The sequence below is a fragment of the Bradyrhizobium sp. SK17 genome, from assembly GCF_002831585.1.
Taxonomy (GTDB): Bacteria; Pseudomonadota; Alphaproteobacteria; order Rhizobiales; family Xanthobacteraceae; genus Bradyrhizobium.
This window is the reverse complement of the sequence record NZ_CP025113.1, coordinates 2740277-2755441: the sequence shown is the minus strand read 5'-3', so window position 1 is coordinate 2755441 and position 15165 is coordinate 2740277. Positions and strand designations below refer to the sequence as shown.

Genomic DNA, 15165 nt, shown 5'->3' with positions numbered 1-15165 from the left:
GCCGATCAGGTCTGGGTGTTGCGCCAGACGATGTCGCGGATCGCGATCTGCTTCGGGATCAAGCCGAGCTTGAAGAAGCGGTCGGCGACGCCTTGCTGGGTCGCGATGACGTCGTCGGTCACGGGGCCCACCGAGAAGCCGGCGCGCCGCGCCGCGATGGTCTGGATATCGAGCGGCACGCCTGTAACGGCGGCCAGCGATTTCGCGACCTCGTCCGGGTGCGCCTGCGCCCACGCCGCCGTTGACGTCGTGACATCGACGACCTGCTGCAGGAGAGCGCCACGCTTGGTCGCAAAGTCGCGGTTCGCGATGTAGAACGCGTTGGTCTTGGTAACCTCGCTGGTGTTGATCAGAATGCGGCCATTCTGCTTGGTTTCGGCGATCGCGAAATACGGATCCCAGATCGCCCATGCATCGATGCCGCCATTGGCGAAGGCCGGGCCAGCATCCGGCGGCGTCAGATAGACCGGCGTGATGTCGTCATAGGTCAGCCCGGCCTTCTCCAGGGTCTGGATCACGACGTTATGCGCGCTGGATCCCTTGGTGAAGCCGACACGTTTGCCCTTGAGGTCGGCAATGGTCCTGATCGCCGAATTCTGCGGCACCAGGATGCCCGAGCCATTGATGATGGGCTGGGCCGCGGCATAGACGATGGCCGCCCCTGCGGCCTGCGCGAAGATCGGCGGGGAATCGCCGACCGCGCCGTAATCGACACTGCCGACATTCATCGCCTCCATCATCGGCGGGCCCGAGGAGAACTCGACCCATTTCACGCTGATGCCCTGCGGCTTGAAATGATTTTCCAAGGCTTCGCGCTGCCGCGCGATGACCAGCACGCCGTTCTTCTGGTAGCCGATACGAATTTCCTTCGTGTCCGCCTGCGCCTGCGCGCCCGGCAACAGCGCGACCGATGCGGCTGTGGCGAGCGACAGCTGGAGGAACTCACGACGCTTCATTCCAAAAATCTCCTGACGACCAAGCGCGCTAGCGGGCGCGCGATCATGCGATGTCAGGATGATGGGGCGCGCGAATGAAGCTGTCGAGCACCGCCCAAAAATAGCGATGCCTGCACTTCGGTGCAGGCATCGCGCGTGCCGTTTCTTTTAAAGCGCCGACAGGGCGTAGCGAATTATTTTCCTCACGGAAACGCGAGGTCGCTGCACATCGATTGATCAACCCGCGGCAGCGGCTTTCGACCCGACGTTGACCGCGAGTTTGCCGTAGCGGTCCGAGAACGCCTGGGTGTCGATCTCCTCGAGCTGGATCGAGCCGTCGAGCACGCCCTTCTTCCAGGCATCGTGCTCGGGATCGTGCTGGAACTCCGGCATCACTTCCTTCCCGAACAATTCGAGCGACTCGCAGATATGCTCATGCGTGTTCTTGCCGGCTTGATTGAGCAGGATCACCTGATCGATATGCGAGGCGCGGAAGCGCCGCAGCTTCCTGCGGATCGTCTCCGGCGAGCCGATCAGGCCGCCGCGCAACGCGGCCTCCTGCGCCTCCGGATTCTCGCGCTTCCACTTGTTGTACTCGTCCCACATGTTGACGGTGCCGGGCGCCGGCCGCTGCCGGTTCTGCGCCTGGCCGTAATAGCGCAGCGCGAACTGGAAGAAGGTCGCGCCGTCGGCGCGCTTGCGCGCCTCCTCGTCCGTCTCCGCGCACATGAAGAACGAAACCAGCGCCATGTTGGGATTGATCTCGTAGTCGGCGAGCTTCTTCAGCCGCTTGGTGATCGCGTTGTAATAGGCGTGCACCCAGGCATGCGCCGCCTCGGCGCTGACGAACTGGAAGCCGAGCGCGCCGAAGCCGTTCTGTCCGGCGCGTTCGATGGTCGGCAGTTGCGAGCAGGCCATCCAGAGCGGCGGATGCGGCTTCTGCACCGGCTTCGGCACGACGTTGCGCAACGGGATGTCGAAATATTTGCCGTGGTGCTCGGTGCCGACCTTGGTGAACATCGGGAAGATCGCCTCGACTGCTTCCTCGAACACCTCGCGCTTGGTCTCCATGTCGCGCCCGAACGGCGTCAGCTCGGTGATCGAGGCGCTCTCGCCCATGCCGAATTCGCAGCGGCCGTTGCTCAGGAGATCGAGCACCGCGATCCGCTCGGCGACGCGCGCCGGATGATTGGTGGTGAGCTGGAAGATGCCGTGGCCGAGCCGGATCTTCCTGGTGCGCTGGCTTGCGGCAGCGAGGAAGGATTCCGGCGCCGGCGAGTGCGAATATTCCTCGAGGAAGTGATGCTCGACGACCCAGGCATAGTCGTAGTTGAGTCGGTCGGCGGTCTCCAATTGGGTCAGCGCATTCTGGTAGAGGCGGAGCTCGTCGCCGTCGTTCCAGGGGCGCGGCAGTTGCAGCTCGTAAAAGATGCCGAATTTCATGGCGTCACTCCCAAGGTCGGGTCCCACCTAGGGTGGCCCGGCCACTTGTTGTTTTCAGGCAGTCTAGTGCTGGCTCGAACCAAGTCCAGCCTCAGGGGCGAAACGCCAATTCCGCGTAGCGGAAGCCGGCTTGATCGGAACGCACGAATGGTTAGCTTGTAACAAGCTGAGTCGCGGCGTTATTGATCGCGCGCTCACCCTTCCGAAAGCTCATGACCACCTTTACGCCGCATCAGGATTCTGCGCTGAAAGCCGTCGCCGACTGGTTGAAAGCCAAGCCAGGCCAGAACGGGACACCGCCGGTGTTCCGACTGTTCGGCTATGCCGGAACCGGCAAGACCACGCTCGCCCAGCATATCGCCGAGGGCGTCGACGGCGAGGTGAAATTTGCCGCCTTCACCGGCAAGGCGGCGCTTGTCATGCGCAACAAGGGTTGCGACAGCGCGTCCACGATCCACTCACTGATCTACCGCGCCCGCGAGTCCGGCGTCGAGCAGCCGAGCTTCGAGCTCTGGGACGACGCCCCCGCATCCAAGGCCAAGCTGATCGTGATCGACGAATGCTCGATGGTCGATGCCGAGCTTGGCCGCGATCTGATGTCGTTCGATTGCCCGCTGCTGGTGCTCGGCGACCCCGCGCAATTGCCGCCGATCCAGGGCGGCGGTTTCTTCACCGACGCCGAGCCGGACGCGATGCTGACCGAGGTGCATCGCCAGGCGCAGGACGATCCGATCGTGCGGATGTCGATGGATATCCGCGAGGGCCGCGAGCTCGAGATCGGCCGCCACGGCGAGAGCGAGGTGGTGTCGCGCAAGGAGCTCGATCCAGACCGCGTGATGAGCGCCGACCAGGTGCTGGTCGGCCGCAACAACACCCGCCGCGCCTACAACATGCGGGTGCGGCAGCGGCTGAACATCGAGGATCCGCTGCCGGTCGCCGGCGACAAGCTGGTCTGCCTGCGCAACAACCGCAAGAAGGGCCTGTTCAATGGCGGGCTGTGGCGGGTCAAGGCACGCGCGCAGTCGAAATCCAAGATCATCACCATGCGCGTGATGCCGGACGAGGATTTCGGCTACAAGGTCACCAAGGTCTCGGTGCGCGGCGAATGCTTCGACGGCGGCGTCGAGGGCGTGCCATGGGAACAGCGCAAGCCCTATGACGAGTTCGACTTCGGCTATGTGCTGACCGTGCACAAATCGCAGGGTTCGCAATGGGACGACGTCGTGCTGTTCGACGAGAGCTTTGCGTTCCAGGACTCGCGCGCGAGGTGGCTCTACACGGGCATCACGCGGGCGGCGAAGCGGCTGAGCGTGGTGGTGTGACGGTCCCGCAGGCGCCGACGTCATCCTGACAGGTGAGTCTGTGACACCAACATTCGGCGTCGCCCTGGCGAAAGCCAGGACGACATGCGTGGAGGGGCAGCGGACAAAAATCCATCACCGTCATCCCTGAACTTCGCTGATTTCCCTCACGAAACCGTGTGGCCCGCGCCGTAACAAAACGGCCCCTCGCCCGTATTTTGAAGCGTCGGAGCAGCCCGGTCCGATTTGCCAATGCCGGCGCCCGCTCTAAACTGGCCCCCGATCCCACGAGGAACCCATGCCCAAGAGCTCCCTCAGCCGCCTCTCGCTTTGCGCTGCCGCGATTGGCGCGCTGGCCGTCGCCGCTTTTGCAGTCGCGCCCTCGCTTGCCGCCGAGGACGCCGTGATCATCCCGCCGCCGGCCGCAAGCGCGCCGGAGACTGGCATCAAGACCGCGGTGTTGGCCGGTGGCTGCTTCTGGGGCGTGCAGGGCGTGTTCCAGCACACCGCCGGTGTCGTCAGCGCGGTGTCCGGCTACTCCGGCGGCAGCAAGGCGAATGCCGACTATGAGAAGGTGTCGACCGGCTCCACCGGCCATGCGGAATCGGTCGAGATCAAATACGACCCGCAGAAGATATCCTACGGCAAGATCCTACAGATCTTCTTCTCCGTCGTGCATGACCCGACCCAGTTGAACCGCCAGGGCCCCGACTCCGGCACGCAATATCGCTCGGCGATCTTCACCACCAGCGACGAGCAGAAGAAGGTGGCGGATGCCTATATCGCCCAGCTCAACGCCGCCAAGGTCTACAAGAGGCCGATCGTGACCAAGGTCGGCGCGCTCGAGGCATTCTATCCGGCCGAGGGCTACCACCAGGATTATCTGACGCTGCACCCGAACCAGCCCTATATCGCGTATAACGACATCCCGAAGGTCGAGAACCTGAAGAAGATCTTCGCGGAGAATTACATCGAGAAGCCGACGCTGGTGAGCAGCACCAAGGTCACCAACTGAGCATCTCGCAAAGGAGGTTGAATGTCCGACACCAAGACCGACGGCAAGGTCCACAAGAGCGAGGCCGAGTGGCGCCAGGAGTTGACGCCGATGCAGTACGCCGTGCTGCGTGAGAAGGCGACCGAGCGTCCGTTCACCGGCGAATATGAGCACGATCCCCGCAAGGGTACCTATGTCTGCGCCGGCTGCGGACAGACGCTGTTCGAGTCCGACCAGAAGTTCGACTCCGGCTGCGGCTGGCCGAGCTTCTCCAAGCCCGCGGTCGAGAGCCATGTCGACGAGGAGCACGACATCAGCCACGGCATGATCCGCACCGAGGTGCTGTGCTCGAAATGCGACGGCCATCTCGGCCACGTCTTCAACGACGGCCCTGGCCCGACCGGCCTGCGCTACTGCATCAATTCGGCGGCGCTGAAGCTGAACGAGAAGAAGTAGGCCATCACCACCCACGCCCCGCGCGACCGCCGACCGGTTGCGCGGGGCTTTGTTTTGACCTCCCGGGGCAAACAACATCCTCGTGATCGACCGCCGGCCTTAACGACTCGCGGGCCGGAATGTGCTTTGCTCGGAACTCGCGGGGCCTTCGGCGTCTCGCCGCGCGGCTGCCGCCTGTTCCGAGGAGGGCGCCATGTCGCTCGGATTGATCCTCATCATCATCCTGCTGGTTATCCTGCTGGGCGGCTATAGCGGCCGGATCCGCGGCTATGGCTATGGCCTCGGCCACTCCGGAATGGGCCTTTTCGGGGTGATTTTGATCGTGGTCGCGATCCTGGCCTGGCTCGACAAGATCTGAGAGCCATAAACCATTGAAATAAATAAGATTATTTGATCCGCTTTCGTGCCATGCGCGGATTCAGCATGTGCCCTGCCGGGGGCGCTTCTGGGGTCGCATTTTTGTCAAAGAGGCCTATATTAGGGACCGAAATGACATGTACGGCGCGCCGCCAAGTAGAGGCCGCCGTCCCCCAAATCCCTTTCGCCACGCTAACTGCCAAGAACACAAGAGGTCGTCGACCATGCGTCCCCTGCGTCCGTTCAACTACAATACGTCTGCCGAACTGTTTCCTGCCGCGATCCGCAAGAAGAAGCGGGCGGGCTTCGCGTACCGCCGTTTTGGCACCGCCGCCGAAGCCGTGCAATTCGCGATGGAGCAGTTGCCGGCGGATTCGCTGAACGGCGCCTATCTGCAGGTCGAGGAAGCCCGTTTCGACCAGAACGGCATCCGGTCGCTCTATGAGAGCGAAGCCTTCCCGCTGCCGCGCCGTCCGCGCCCCGCCGCCAGCCAGACGGATGCCGACGCCGCATAAGCTCTCTGCTCTTCCCTCAACGAAAAGCCCTCGGCGATTGTCCGGGGGCTTTTGTTTTGTGGGTCAGAATCCGGGCTGCTTGTCGAGCCAGCGCCGCAGCATCCGCACATTGCGGATGTTGGCGCGGAACATGACGTCGAAGGCATCGCCCGCCACCGGCACCATGCCGATCACGCCGTCGACGGCGACATTGGCGAGCATCCGCGCCGTGATGTGCCAGGGCGCGCCCAGCAAACGGGCCTCGCGCACCAGCCACAGCGAGATCGCCGTCGTGATCAGATCGCCGATCACCGGGATCAGGCCGATCAGCCCGTCGATGCCATAGCGGACATTGGTGCCCGGCACGACGAAGGCGACGTCGAGCAGCCGTGCGATCATCTCCAACCGCTGCAGCCGCTGCTCGCGGGTCAGATTGCCGAACGGATTGGCGCTGGAGTTGCGGAAGTCGAAGTGGAAGCTCTCGAAGCCCGGATGCTGCGGGCCATCCGGCAATTCGCGCCCGTCCTGATCGATGACCTTGCCACGCGCCTGCGCTCCGCCGAAGGGCGGCCGCGATCGCGTGGCATTGGGCGTAAAGATGTCGTCCTCGGGCATGGCCATCACATGGTAACGCAGGCAGGCGGTTCAAGTTGCGTCACATTACCACCGTGTCACGTTCAAGGCCGCATCAGGTGCCGCGCGCGGCCGACGGCGTCAAGCCGAAGCGGCGGCGGAAGCAGCGGTTGAAATAGGACAGATCGTTGAAGCCGCAGTCGAAGGCAATATCGCTGATCCGCCGCTCGGCATCATGGACCAGCAACTTGGCAGCCTTGGCCAGCCGCAATTCGGTCAGCCGCATGGTGAAGCTCGCGCCCGCCTCGTAGAGCAGCTCGTTGACGTAACGCTCCGACAGCCCGGTTGCGGCGGCGAGCTTGTGCGCGGAGAAGTCCGGCTCGGTGAAGCGCGCCTCCAGGATCATCAGCAGCGACTTCAGCCTGACCCCGCGCAGGCCGCGGCGCTGCGCAGCGGCCGCGAGATCGCCGCGGGCGCCGAGGCCGAGCGCCACGAGATCCAGCAGATGCGCGGCGATGGCGAAGCCGGCCTCGTCGACCGCGTCAGGGGATTGCAGCAGCAGGTCGCTGTAGTCCATCGCCAGCGACAGCGCGCCGCCCGGCGCGAGCTCGCGGCCGACCAGGTCATCGACTCCGCCGACCATGGCGCGCAACGTCGCCATCGGCAGATGGACATTGGTGAAGCGCTTGTGGTGGGCGCCGTCGGCGGTGAAGAACGGCTCGTCCAGCTTGAGCAGCACCATGGCGCCCGGCCGCATCTGGAATTCGCGCCCGCGGTGCGTCACGACAGAAGTGCGGTCGCCGGTGTTGCGCGCCAGGCAATAGCGGTCGTCGTTGGTCGCCAGCACCTGGCGCCGCTCGCGCCGCACGGTGGTGAAGCTGCCGTTGCAGCGGCCGAGCATGGTGGTGCCGATATGGATCGAGTTCATCGTCGCGCGAAACGGCACCGCCGGCGACGGGTCGAGCTCGCCGGTGTTCGAGAAATGCTCGAACAATTCGGCGAAGAACAGGTAGCGCTGCCGCTCGCCGAGGCCGGGCGGCAGCATGTCGGTCGACAGCCTTTTCTTGATGACGGACATCTTGACGACGGACATCGGCAGGGCGGGACCAAATGGCAGGCCTGTAGTCTGACTACCATCAGATGAACCGCCCGTGAAAGCAACTGTGCCCTCGCCGGTCCGTGCACAGCGCCGGACAGTCCAAGTCCGCAATTCTCCGGCGCTTCCCAGTCCAAGACGCGCGAGCCGCGCAGGGCGTACCGATGGCTCTGAGTTCAATCGGCGAGGTGCGGGCCAGGATTGCCTTCGCCGGCAGCTAGAGCCTATCCCGTTCCGATTGAATCGCAATGGGGCTCTAGATTCTTGTTTTGACGCGGTTTCTTCACGCGAACCGGTATCCACTTCGCTCGAAAACGCTCTGGTTACTGACGAATGACTTTTGCATCAGCAGAGGACGATACTCATGAGCAGATTGATTGCGACGGCCTTGCTTCTCGCCATGCTCGGCAGCGCCGGCGCCATGCCGCTCGCACCGGTCACGACCGCGCAGAATCCCGATGTCGTCACGGTTGCTGGCGGTTGCGGCGGCGGCTGGCATCGCGGCCCCTACGGCGGCTGCCGCCGCAACTTCGCGCAGCCATGGGCGCATGCCTGTCCGCGCGGCTTTCATATCGGCCCGGGCGGGCGCTGCCGCGCCAACGGCACCTAAAGGGATTTGAGCACGAAGACCTTTTCCATCACGCGAGCGGCGGACGGACACGTCCGCCGTTTTCGTTTGCAGCCATCAACGGGTCGGGCAAAGCACTCAATAGACGCCCTTGTTCATGGTCCTGAGCCGCTGTGCCAGCGTCCTCATCACCTTCAGGGCAAAATGCGGCGTCTGGCTGACGAGGAAGAGAAACTGCTTTTCCGAGACTGGGACGAGCTCGACATCCGTGAGCGCCGTGGCGGTCGCACTCCTCGGTTCGTTGTCGATCAACGCCATCTCGCCGAAGATCGTGTCGGGTGCCAGGTCCGCCATGGTCTTGTTGCCGACCTGGATGCGCACATAGCCGCTCTTGATGACAAAGAGCTCGTTGGCTTGCTCGCCCTCGCGAAAGATGATTCCGCCGGCGCGAACCAGCCGGGTTTCGATGCTGTTGCCCGTCAGAAGGCTGAAGCTTGCGTCTGCCACTCGAAATTCCTTTCCCCGAACCAGGCGCAGAATGCGTCCTGCGCTCCGGCTAAAACAAATGCGCGAAAACAAAGTAGAGAACGCCCGAGATCAGCATCGCCACCGGCAAGGTCAGAACCCAGGCCATGGCGATGTTGCGGATGGTCGACCATTGCAGGCCGGACCCGTTCGCGGTCATGGTGCCGGCGATGCCGGACGACAGCACATGCGTCGTCGACACCGGCAAGCCGTATCCATCCGCAGCCGCGATGGTCGCAGCCGCCGTGATTTCGGCGCAGGCACCCTGCGCGTAGGTCAAATGGGTCTTGCCGATCTTCTCACCGACCGTCACGACGATCCGCTTCCAGCCGACCATCGTGCCGAGGCCGAGCGCGATGGCGACCGCGATCTTCACCCAGGACGGAATGAATTTGGTGGCGGCATCCAGCGAGCCCTTGTAGCGATTGAGCGTCGCAGCGTCGGCATCGCTCAGCGCGCTGTCGCCGCCCTTCATGAGCAGGCGAAGCGCCTCCGACACCAGGTACATGTCGTTACGCGTGTTGCGGACGGTCTCCGCCGGGAATTTGGCCAGCGAACCGTATTGAACGACCTGGTCGCTGATCTCGCCGATGAGAACGGCGAGTGACGGATAGGTATCGTCGGTGAGTTGCCGAAGCGAAATGTAGTTCGTCAGCGCCGGCCGCGGGTCGCCGGTCACCTTGCGATCGGCGCCCCTGTCCTCGACGACCTTGCTCGCCGCTGCCGAATTCGCGGTGAACGCCGCGATCTGGCTCGCCGGCATCGCGCGGTTGAGCGCATAGGCGGTCGGGACCACGCCGATCAGGATCAGCATGATGAGACCCATGCCCTTCTGACCGTCGTTCGATCCGTGGAAGAAGCTGACCAGCGTGCAGGTCAGGATCAGGATGCCGCGTATCCACCATGGCGGCGGCTGATCGCCTTGGGGCTCGCCGAACAGCGCCGGGGTTGCGCGCAGCAATGCGGTCTTCAGCCCGTAGAGCAGGATGGCGGCGAGCAGGAATCCGAACAGCGGCGACAGCAGCAGCGCCTTGCCGGTGTTGACGGCCTGCGACCAATCCACGCCGGACGTGCCTTCCCTTCCGTGCATCAGGGCGTTCGCGATGCCGACGCCCATGATCGATCCGATCAGGGTATGCGAACTCGACGCGGGCAGTCCGAAGTACCAGGTCCCGACGTTCCAGATGATCGCGGCGATCAATAGCGCGAACACCATGGCGAAGCCGGCGCTGCTGCCGACCTGAAGGATCAATTCGACCGGCAGCAAGGAGACGATGCCGAACGCGACCGCACCGCTGGAGAGGAGGACACCGATCAGATTGAACAGGCCCGACCAGACGACGGCCACATGGGCCGGCATCGAGCGCGTGTAGATCACGGTTGCGACGGCGTTCGCCGTGTCGTGGAAGCCGTTGACGAATTCGAAGCCGAGCGAGATCAGCAGCGCCACGAACAGCAGCAGGAACGCGGCATATGACGTCTTGCCCGCATCCGTGGCGCCGACGTCCGCGTAGATGCTGTAGGCCACGAACAATAGCGCGGCGCCGATCACGCCCAGATAGATGATGCCGGTGAGGGGATGAAAGCCCTTCTCGAGATCGGGACCGCTACGCCGCGCAGGCTCGATCGAACCAGGTAACGCCACATCACTCATTGGATAGCCCCTTACAGCCGCGGGAGGACAAAAGCGGCCGTGTGACATTGGGACTACGTTTACATGACATCCATATGACAGCTGCATGAAGGAGCGCCGACCCGGTGCCCGGACCTGCGTCTAATGCATTGATAAGACTAGCGTAACAGACCTAGTGCTGGGATACCGGCCGCGCCGGCACGTACAGCTCCTCGGCATATTTGTGCGCCAGCCAGGAGGTGATCACGCCCGGGATGAGGCCGACCAACCCGTACAGGATGAACTGCACTGCGCCGCTTTCGGAGCCGTGCGAGGCATACATCAGCGCGGCGCCCACGAACGCCACCGCACCGACGATCAGCATCCGCACCACCGGCGTGATCCGCTTCACGTGCATCAGGATGTCGTCGATCGCGCCGAACATCAGCGACGGCACGATGCCGAACAGATAATTGTATTGCAGCGACTTCACGAACACGACGAGCAGCTTCGCCACCTCGCCGCCATCGGCATCGGTCCAGTAGCCGGACTGATAGGTGGTCATCACCAGCAGCAGGAAGCCGCCGATGAACGGCCCGATGGCCGCGAAGATCAGATAGCGTTTCATGGCACCCTCTTGCCCGACCTCCGGCAAGTGTAACGCAGTCGCGCGACGGTGCTAGGAAAAATCGAAAACGCCCGACAATGTTCCGAAGCTTGCGCGTCGAATGCGCCGCAACATGCGGACGCGCTGCGATACGAAATCGCCCGGACGGAGCCGGGCGATGACATCGTGAGCAACAGAGCGGAAGCGCCGACGGCTACTCACCCCACGCCGCGAAGGCGTCGTTGAAGGCGCGCTCGCCGGGGGCGCCCTTTTCGATCGCGATGATCGCGCGGCGCTGGTTGGTGTAGACCAGCGGTACGTCGAACCAGGACCGCTCCTTCAGGAGCTGCAAATTGCGCGAGCGGTCGGCGTCGACGTTGGAGAGGCCGACCAGGAAGAAGCCGTCGGTGACCTTGACCGCGAGGCCTGCGAGCGGCGTGCCGCGCGCCTGCTCGTTGGACTTCATCAGAATGCCCGGCACGTTGCCGACGCCGCCATTGGCGAAGTCCTGCGGCAGGATGAAGGTCAATTCCGCGGTGTGGCTCGCCGGCAGCGATGAATCGGTGTTGCGGCGGAACGACATCGTCATCTTGAACTTGCGATCCGGGATGTCGATGTCGGCGCGCACGGCGATGTCGGGCTTCTGGTTGCCCGATCCCTTGATCTGCTCGGTGCGCCAGACCACCGAACCGACATATTGCTTGCCCTTCGGATCCGACGGGTCCTCGTCATAGAGCACCACGCGCTGCGCGATCGGCGCGACCGGCTCGCCCGACGACGAGGGCTGGCCGACGCGGTCGGTGATCTTCTTGCTTGCCGGCGCCGCGGCATCCTTCGGCGCCTCGACCGGGGCGGAGGATTTGAACAGGCTGCTGATCGAGGAAAAGTCCGGCTTGCCCCAGATCAGCAGGCCGGCGCCCACCAGGATCAGCAGGATGCCCGCGATCGCGGTCTTGAATGGGAATATCGAGCCGACGCGCGGCGGCTTCTTCGGCTCGCGGTCGGCGTTGCTGACCCGCGACCGTTGCTGCGGAGGCGCCTGGGGCGGCTGCGGGGTGTAGCGCTCCGCCTCCTCGATCGACTCGTCGTAGGAGTACGGCGGTTCGGGATCGCCACCACGGTTCTCCAGGCTCGGCTCGAGCCGGTCGAATTCCGGCGTGGGCGACGGCACGTTGGCGTAGGTCTTGCGCGCGTTGCGGCTGGCCTGCGCGGCGGCGCGCCCAAGATCGTCGGCATCGGCGGTGATGTCGCGGAAACCGCGTACGCCTGGCGCTGCCGGCGGCACCGGCGGCGCGCCTTCGCCAGCCCGGCGCGGCGGAGCCGGCGGCGCATCGGGGCGCAGATTGCGCGGCGGGCGGGGTTCAGCGGAGGGACGCGGGCGCGCGGCACTGTCGGCGGAGCTGGCCTCCGACGGCCTTTGATTTGCCTCCGGCGGCCTTGGATTTGCCTCCGGCGGCCTTGGATTTGCCTCCGGCGGCCTTGCACCTGCTTCCGGCGGTCTTGGATTGGCGCGACGCAACGGATCGCTGGTGCGGGCGCCGCCGCCGGGGCGGGAGGCCTCGCGGGCGCGCTGCGCGGCTTCGGACTCGACCTTGCGAACCGCCTCTTCCAGCGACAGCCGTTCGCGGGTGATCTCGGACTCGGAGAGCGGCGGCTGCACGCCGCGGAGCTGCTGGATCAACGCCGTCCGTGCCCGCGCATAGAGCGCGCGCCGGGCTTCGCCGGGAGCGTTGGGATCCAGTCCGGCGATGGCACGGGCGATCAGCGGGTAGTAGTCAGCCATTTCCACACAATTGGTGGGATATAGGTAATATCCCGTTAAGCCTCGAACGGATTCTGTACCAGAATAGTATCTTCACGCTCCGGGCTGGTGGACAGCAGGGCGATCGGACACCCCACCAGTTCCTCGACCCGGCGGACATACTTGATGGCCTGGGCCGGAAGGTCCGCCCATGAGCGCGCATTGGCGGTCGGCTGCTTCCAGCCCTCGATGATCTCGTAGATCGGCTCGACCCGGGCCTGTGCGCCCTCGCCCGCCGGCAGATGGTCGATTTCCTTGCCGTCGAGCTTGTAGCCGATGCAGACCTTGATGCTGTCGAACCCGTCCAGAATATCGAGCTTGGTCAGGGCCAGCCCGGCAATTCCGCAGGTCCGGACGGTCTGTCGCACCAGCATGGCGTCGAACCAGCCGACCCGGCGCTTGCGGCCGGTGTTGACGCCGAATTCCTTGCCGCGGCGGCCGATTTCCTCGCCGATCTCGTCGAGCAGCTCGGTCGGGAACGGACCTTGGCCGACCCGGGTGGTGTAGGCCTTGCAGATGCCGAGCACATAGCCGACCGCGCCCGGGCCGAGGCCAGTGCCGGTCGCAGCCTGTCCGGCCACCGTATTGGACGACGTCACATAGGGATAGGTGCCGTGGTCGACGTCGAGCAGCGCGCCCTGGGCGCCTTCGAACAGGATGCGCTTGCCCTCGCGGCGCTTCAGGTCGAGCAGCCGCCACACGGTTTCGGCATAGGGCAGCAGTTTCGGCGCGATCGCCGACAGCTCGGCCAAGATGCTCTTGCCGTCGATCTCCGGCAGGTTGTTGCCGCGGCGCAGCGCATTGTGGTGCGCCAGCAGGCGGTCGATCTTGTGCGGCAGGGTGTCGAGGTCGGCGAGGTCCATCAGGCGGATGGCACGGCGGCCGACCTTGTCCTCATAGGCCGGGCCGATGCCGCGGCGGGTGGTACCGATCGAGGTGATGGCGTTGGAGGATTCGCGCAGCGAATCGAGCTCGCGGTGCAGCGGCAGGATCAGCGTGACGTTCTCGGCGATGCGCAGATTGTCCGGCCCGACCGCGACGCCCTGCCCCTTCAGCTTGGCGACCTCGTCGAGGAAGGCTTGCGGATCGAACACCACGCCATTGCCGATCACCGCCAGCTTGTTCGGGCGCAGCACGCCGGACGGCAGCAGCGCCAGCTTGTAGGTCTCGCCATTGATCACGAGCGTATGGCCGGCATTGTGGCCGCCCTGGAAGCGCACGACGATGTCGGCCTGTTCCGACAGCCAGTCGACGATCTTGCCCTTCCCCTCGTCGCCCCATTGGGCGCCGACGACGACAACATTGGCCATTTCGAAGATGTTCCCTTCAGGTGTTTCAGACCATGATCGCGGCGAAAACGCGTCCGTCCACAGCGACCAAGCATTGATATGCCGAGCCCAGATCACGGCGCCCGACCGCGCGCGCGCAAGGCGCCTACCGGATAAAGGAAGCGGGTCGGCTGCGCAAGCAAGAACGGGGTGCTTTACGCCTTTTAGACGAGCTACAACCCTTTGATATCCCCTGAAAATTCCATATCGCTGACGGTCACGCCGTGCTGGCGAGAATTTAATGTTGGCGCGCCCTCGCGCCAGCCGCGCAGCCGATTGATCGCCGGCCTCGTTGCGGCGATCATCCGGCCGCATCAACCGGTCCGATCCATGCCCAATTCGACACAAGCAACGATGGCGCTGCGGAAGCTAGGCATCGCCTTCAAGCTCCACACCTATGTCTATGATTCCAACGCCGAGAGCATCGGGCTGCAAGCGGCCGAGGCGCTCGGCGTCGACCCGAACCGGATGTTCAAGACCCTGATGGCAGAGGTCGACGGCAAGCCGGTCTGCGCCGTGGTGCCGTCCGACTGCGAGGTCAGCATGAAGAAGCTTGCCGCCGCCCATGGTGGCAAGTCGGCCAGGATGATGCGCCCGGCCGATGCCGAGCGGCTGACCGGCTATCATGTCGGCGGCATCAGCCCGTTCGGCCAGAAGAAGAAGGTGCCGACCGCGATCGACGAGGCGGCGCTCACCCACGTTACCATCTTCGTCAATGGTGGCCAGCGCGGCCTTCAGATCGAGATCGATCCGAACGACGCCGCGCTCGCCGCCGGCGCCTTGATCAAGGCGCTGACGGCGACGCAGGACTGACCCGCCGTCCAACCCGGACCGCCGCGATCAATGCGAGGACTTGTCCCTCGCGAACTCCGCACCAACGAAATCCGACAGGCCGGTCAGTTCTTCCGCCGTGATATCGTTGACATTGAGCCTGAGTTGCATGATCGCGAGATCGAGCAGATGCGCGGCAAAGCCTGCGCCCGCCGCCGTCACGATGCTGCGTTGCTCGATCAACACCGCGATGACGTCGCGCAAACTGCGCAGTTGCACTTGATCCATCGCCCTCTGCCCGATG

At 64.4% G+C, this 15165-nt stretch carries 18 protein-coding genes; 7 read left to right on the top strand and 11 right to left on the bottom strand.

Features of this window, described 5'->3' with window-relative positions; translation table 11 throughout:
• Positions 1 to 5: 5 nt before the first annotated feature.
• Positions 6 to 956 (bottom strand): sulfonate ABC transporter substrate-binding protein, encoded by a 951-nt coding sequence (locus CWS35_RS12885; protein ID WP_100952087.1) that lies wholly within the window; start codon positions 954 to 956, stop codon positions 6 to 8.
• 216 nt (positions 957 to 1172) lie between these two features.
• Positions 1173 to 2378: an LLM class flavin-dependent oxidoreductase gene (locus tag CWS35_RS12880; RefSeq protein ID WP_100952086.1), complete on the bottom strand. Its 1206-nt coding sequence runs from the start codon at positions 2376 to 2378 to the stop codon at positions 1173 to 1175.
• 212 nt (positions 2379 to 2590) lie between these two features.
• Between CWS35_RS12880 and CWS35_RS12875 the strand changes: the two genes are divergently transcribed.
• The 5 genes from CWS35_RS12875 to CWS35_RS12855 all read left to right on the top strand — a co-directional run bounded on the left by CWS35_RS12875 (position 2591) and on the right by CWS35_RS12855 (position 6001).
• The gene (locus CWS35_RS12875) at positions 2591 to 3700 is read left to right on the top strand and encodes an ATP-dependent RecD-like DNA helicase (protein WP_021076988.1); all 1110 of its coding nucleotides are present in this window, start codon (positions 2591 to 2593) and stop codon (positions 3698 to 3700) included.
• A gap of 277 nt (positions 3701 to 3977) precedes the next feature.
• Positions 3978 to 4694 (top strand): peptide-methionine (S)-S-oxide reductase MsrA, encoded by a 717-nt coding sequence (msrA, locus tag CWS35_RS12870; protein ID WP_100952085.1) that lies wholly within the window; start codon positions 3978 to 3980, stop codon positions 4692 to 4694.
• Between the two features lie 21 nt (positions 4695 to 4715).
• Positions 4716 to 5129, top strand: a complete 414-nt coding sequence (msrB, locus tag CWS35_RS12865; protein ID WP_100952084.1) for a peptide-methionine (R)-S-oxide reductase MsrB — start codon at positions 4716 to 4718, stop codon at positions 5127 to 5129.
• Positions 5130 to 5322: 193 nt separating this feature from the next.
• Complete coding sequence (locus tag CWS35_RS12860) at positions 5323 to 5487, top strand: DUF3309 family protein (RefSeq protein ID WP_080891097.1); 165 nt, start codon at positions 5323 to 5325, stop codon at positions 5485 to 5487.
• A 223-nt stretch (positions 5488 to 5710) separates the two neighbouring features.
• Positions 5711 to 6001: a hypothetical protein gene (locus CWS35_RS12855; protein WP_016844322.1), complete on the top strand. Its 291-nt coding sequence runs from the start codon at positions 5711 to 5713 to the stop codon at positions 5999 to 6001.
• Positions 6002 to 6064: 63 nt separating this feature from the next.
• On the opposite strand, the gene CWS35_RS12850 is transcribed toward CWS35_RS12855, so the two are convergent.
• Entirely contained in the window at positions 6065 to 6601 is a 537-nt protein-coding gene (locus CWS35_RS12850; RefSeq protein ID WP_100952083.1) for a DUF4112 domain-containing protein, read from the bottom strand.
• Positions 6602 to 6668: 67 nt separating this feature from the next.
• On the bottom strand, positions 6669 to 7646 hold the full coding sequence (locus CWS35_RS12845) for an AraC family transcriptional regulator (RefSeq protein ID WP_245438950.1): 978 nt from the start codon (positions 7644 to 7646) through the stop codon (positions 6669 to 6671).
• 367 nt (positions 7647 to 8013) lie between these two features.
• Here CWS35_RS12845 and CWS35_RS12835 point away from each other — a divergent pair, with 367 nt between their 5' ends.
• Complete coding sequence (locus tag CWS35_RS12835; RefSeq protein WP_024582952.1) at positions 8014 to 8259, top strand: GCG_CRPN prefix-to-repeats domain-containing protein; 246 nt, start codon at positions 8014 to 8016, stop codon at positions 8257 to 8259.
• A 96-nt stretch (positions 8260 to 8355) separates the two neighbouring features.
• Here CWS35_RS12835 and CWS35_RS12830 read toward each other — a convergent pair whose 3' ends face one another.
• The 6 genes from CWS35_RS12830 to CWS35_RS40385 form a co-directional block, all read right to left on the bottom strand.
• Complete coding sequence (locus CWS35_RS12830; protein WP_024582951.1) at positions 8356 to 8724, bottom strand: Crp/Fnr family transcriptional regulator; 369 nt, start codon at positions 8722 to 8724, stop codon at positions 8356 to 8358.
• A 49-nt stretch (positions 8725 to 8773) separates the two neighbouring features.
• Positions 8774 to 10396, bottom strand: coding sequence for an inorganic phosphate transporter (locus tag CWS35_RS12825; RefSeq protein WP_100952080.1), 1623 nt, complete (start codon positions 10394 to 10396; stop codon positions 8774 to 8776).
• A gap of 151 nt (positions 10397 to 10547) precedes the next feature.
• Positions 10548 to 10982 carry a DUF5413 family protein gene (locus CWS35_RS12820; protein WP_100956308.1) on the bottom strand — a complete coding sequence of 145 codons (435 nt, stop codon included), beginning with the start codon at positions 10980 to 10982 and terminating at the stop codon, positions 10548 to 10550.
• A gap of 193 nt (positions 10983 to 11175) precedes the next feature.
• A complete protein-coding gene (locus CWS35_RS12815) occupies positions 11176 to 12744 on the bottom strand; it encodes a hypothetical protein (protein WP_100952079.1) in 1569 nt (522 codons plus the stop codon).
• 35 nt (positions 12745 to 12779) lie between these two features.
• Entirely contained in the window at positions 12780 to 14072 is a 1293-nt protein-coding gene (locus tag CWS35_RS12810; RefSeq protein WP_024582947.1) for an adenylosuccinate synthase, read from the bottom strand.
• Positions 14073 to 14263: 191 nt separating this feature from the next.
• Positions 14264 to 14395 (bottom strand): hypothetical protein, encoded by a 132-nt coding sequence (locus CWS35_RS40385; protein ID WP_256372068.1) that lies wholly within the window; start codon positions 14393 to 14395, stop codon positions 14264 to 14266.
• 25 nt (positions 14396 to 14420) lie between these two features.
• Here CWS35_RS40385 and ybaK point away from each other — a divergent pair, with 25 nt between their 5' ends.
• On the top strand, positions 14421 to 14903 hold the full coding sequence (gene ybaK, locus CWS35_RS12805) for a Cys-tRNA(Pro) deacylase (protein ID WP_100956306.1): 483 nt from the start codon (positions 14421 to 14423) through the stop codon (positions 14901 to 14903).
• Between the two features lie 27 nt (positions 14904 to 14930).
• Here ybaK and CWS35_RS12800 read toward each other — a convergent pair whose 3' ends face one another.
• Positions 14931 to 15149: a hypothetical protein gene (locus tag CWS35_RS12800; RefSeq protein WP_024582945.1), complete on the bottom strand. Its 219-nt coding sequence runs from the start codon at positions 15147 to 15149 to the stop codon at positions 14931 to 14933.
• Positions 15150 to 15165 lie beyond the last annotated feature (16 nt).

What these genes read in the sequence shown, in the direction of transcription:
- msrA (WP_100952085.1), top strand. Translation starts at nt 3,978, where the DNA reads ATGCCCAAGAGCTCCCTCAGCCGCCTCTCGCTTTGCGCTGCCGCGATT.
- CWS35_RS12810 (WP_024582947.1), bottom strand. Translation starts at nt 14,072, where the DNA reads ATGGCCAATGTTGTCGTCGTCGGCGCCCAATGGGGCGACGAGGGGAAG.
- CWS35_RS12860 (WP_080891097.1), top strand. Translation starts at nt 5,323, where the DNA reads ATGTCGCTCGGATTGATCCTCATCATCATCCTGCTGGTTATCCTGCTG.
- CWS35_RS12880 (WP_100952086.1), bottom strand. Translation starts at nt 2,378, where the DNA reads ATGAAATTCGGCATCTTTTACGAGCTGCAACTGCCGCGCCCCTGGAAC.
- msrB (WP_100952084.1), top strand. Translation starts at nt 4,716, where the DNA reads ATGTCCGACACCAAGACCGACGGCAAGGTCCACAAGAGCGAGGCCGAG.
- ybaK (WP_100956306.1), top strand. Translation starts at nt 14,421, where the DNA reads ATGCCCAATTCGACACAAGCAACGATGGCGCTGCGGAAGCTAGGCATC.
- CWS35_RS12815 (WP_100952079.1), bottom strand. Translation starts at nt 12,744, where the DNA reads ATGGCTGACTACTACCCGCTGATCGCCCGTGCCATCGCCGGACTGGAT.
- CWS35_RS12845 (WP_245438950.1), bottom strand. Translation starts at nt 7,646, where the DNA reads ATGTCCGTCGTCAAGATGTCCGTCATCAAGAAAAGGCTGTCGACCGAC.
- CWS35_RS40385 (WP_256372068.1), bottom strand. Translation starts at nt 14,395, where the DNA reads ATGATCGCCGCAACGAGGCCGGCGATCAATCGGCTGCGCGGCTGGCGC.
- CWS35_RS12885 (WP_100952087.1), bottom strand. Translation starts at nt 956, where the DNA reads ATGAAGCGTCGTGAGTTCCTCCAGCTGTCGCTCGCCACAGCCGCATCG.
- CWS35_RS12825 (WP_100952080.1), bottom strand. Translation starts at nt 10,396, where the DNA reads ATGAGTGATGTGGCGTTACCTGGTTCGATCGAGCCTGCGCGGCGTAGC.
- CWS35_RS12875 (WP_021076988.1), top strand. Translation starts at nt 2,591, where the DNA reads ATGACCACCTTTACGCCGCATCAGGATTCTGCGCTGAAAGCCGTCGCC.
- CWS35_RS12850 (WP_100952083.1), bottom strand. Translation starts at nt 6,601, where the DNA reads ATGGCCATGCCCGAGGACGACATCTTTACGCCCAATGCCACGCGATCG.
- CWS35_RS12800 (WP_024582945.1), bottom strand. Translation starts at nt 15,149, where the DNA reads ATGGATCAAGTGCAACTGCGCAGTTTGCGCGACGTCATCGCGGTGTTG.
- CWS35_RS12835 (WP_024582952.1), top strand. Translation starts at nt 8,014, where the DNA reads ATGAGCAGATTGATTGCGACGGCCTTGCTTCTCGCCATGCTCGGCAGC.
- CWS35_RS12820 (WP_100956308.1), bottom strand. Translation starts at nt 10,982, where the DNA reads ATGAAACGCTATCTGATCTTCGCGGCCATCGGGCCGTTCATCGGCGGC.
- CWS35_RS12855 (WP_016844322.1), top strand. Translation starts at nt 5,711, where the DNA reads ATGCGTCCCCTGCGTCCGTTCAACTACAATACGTCTGCCGAACTGTTT.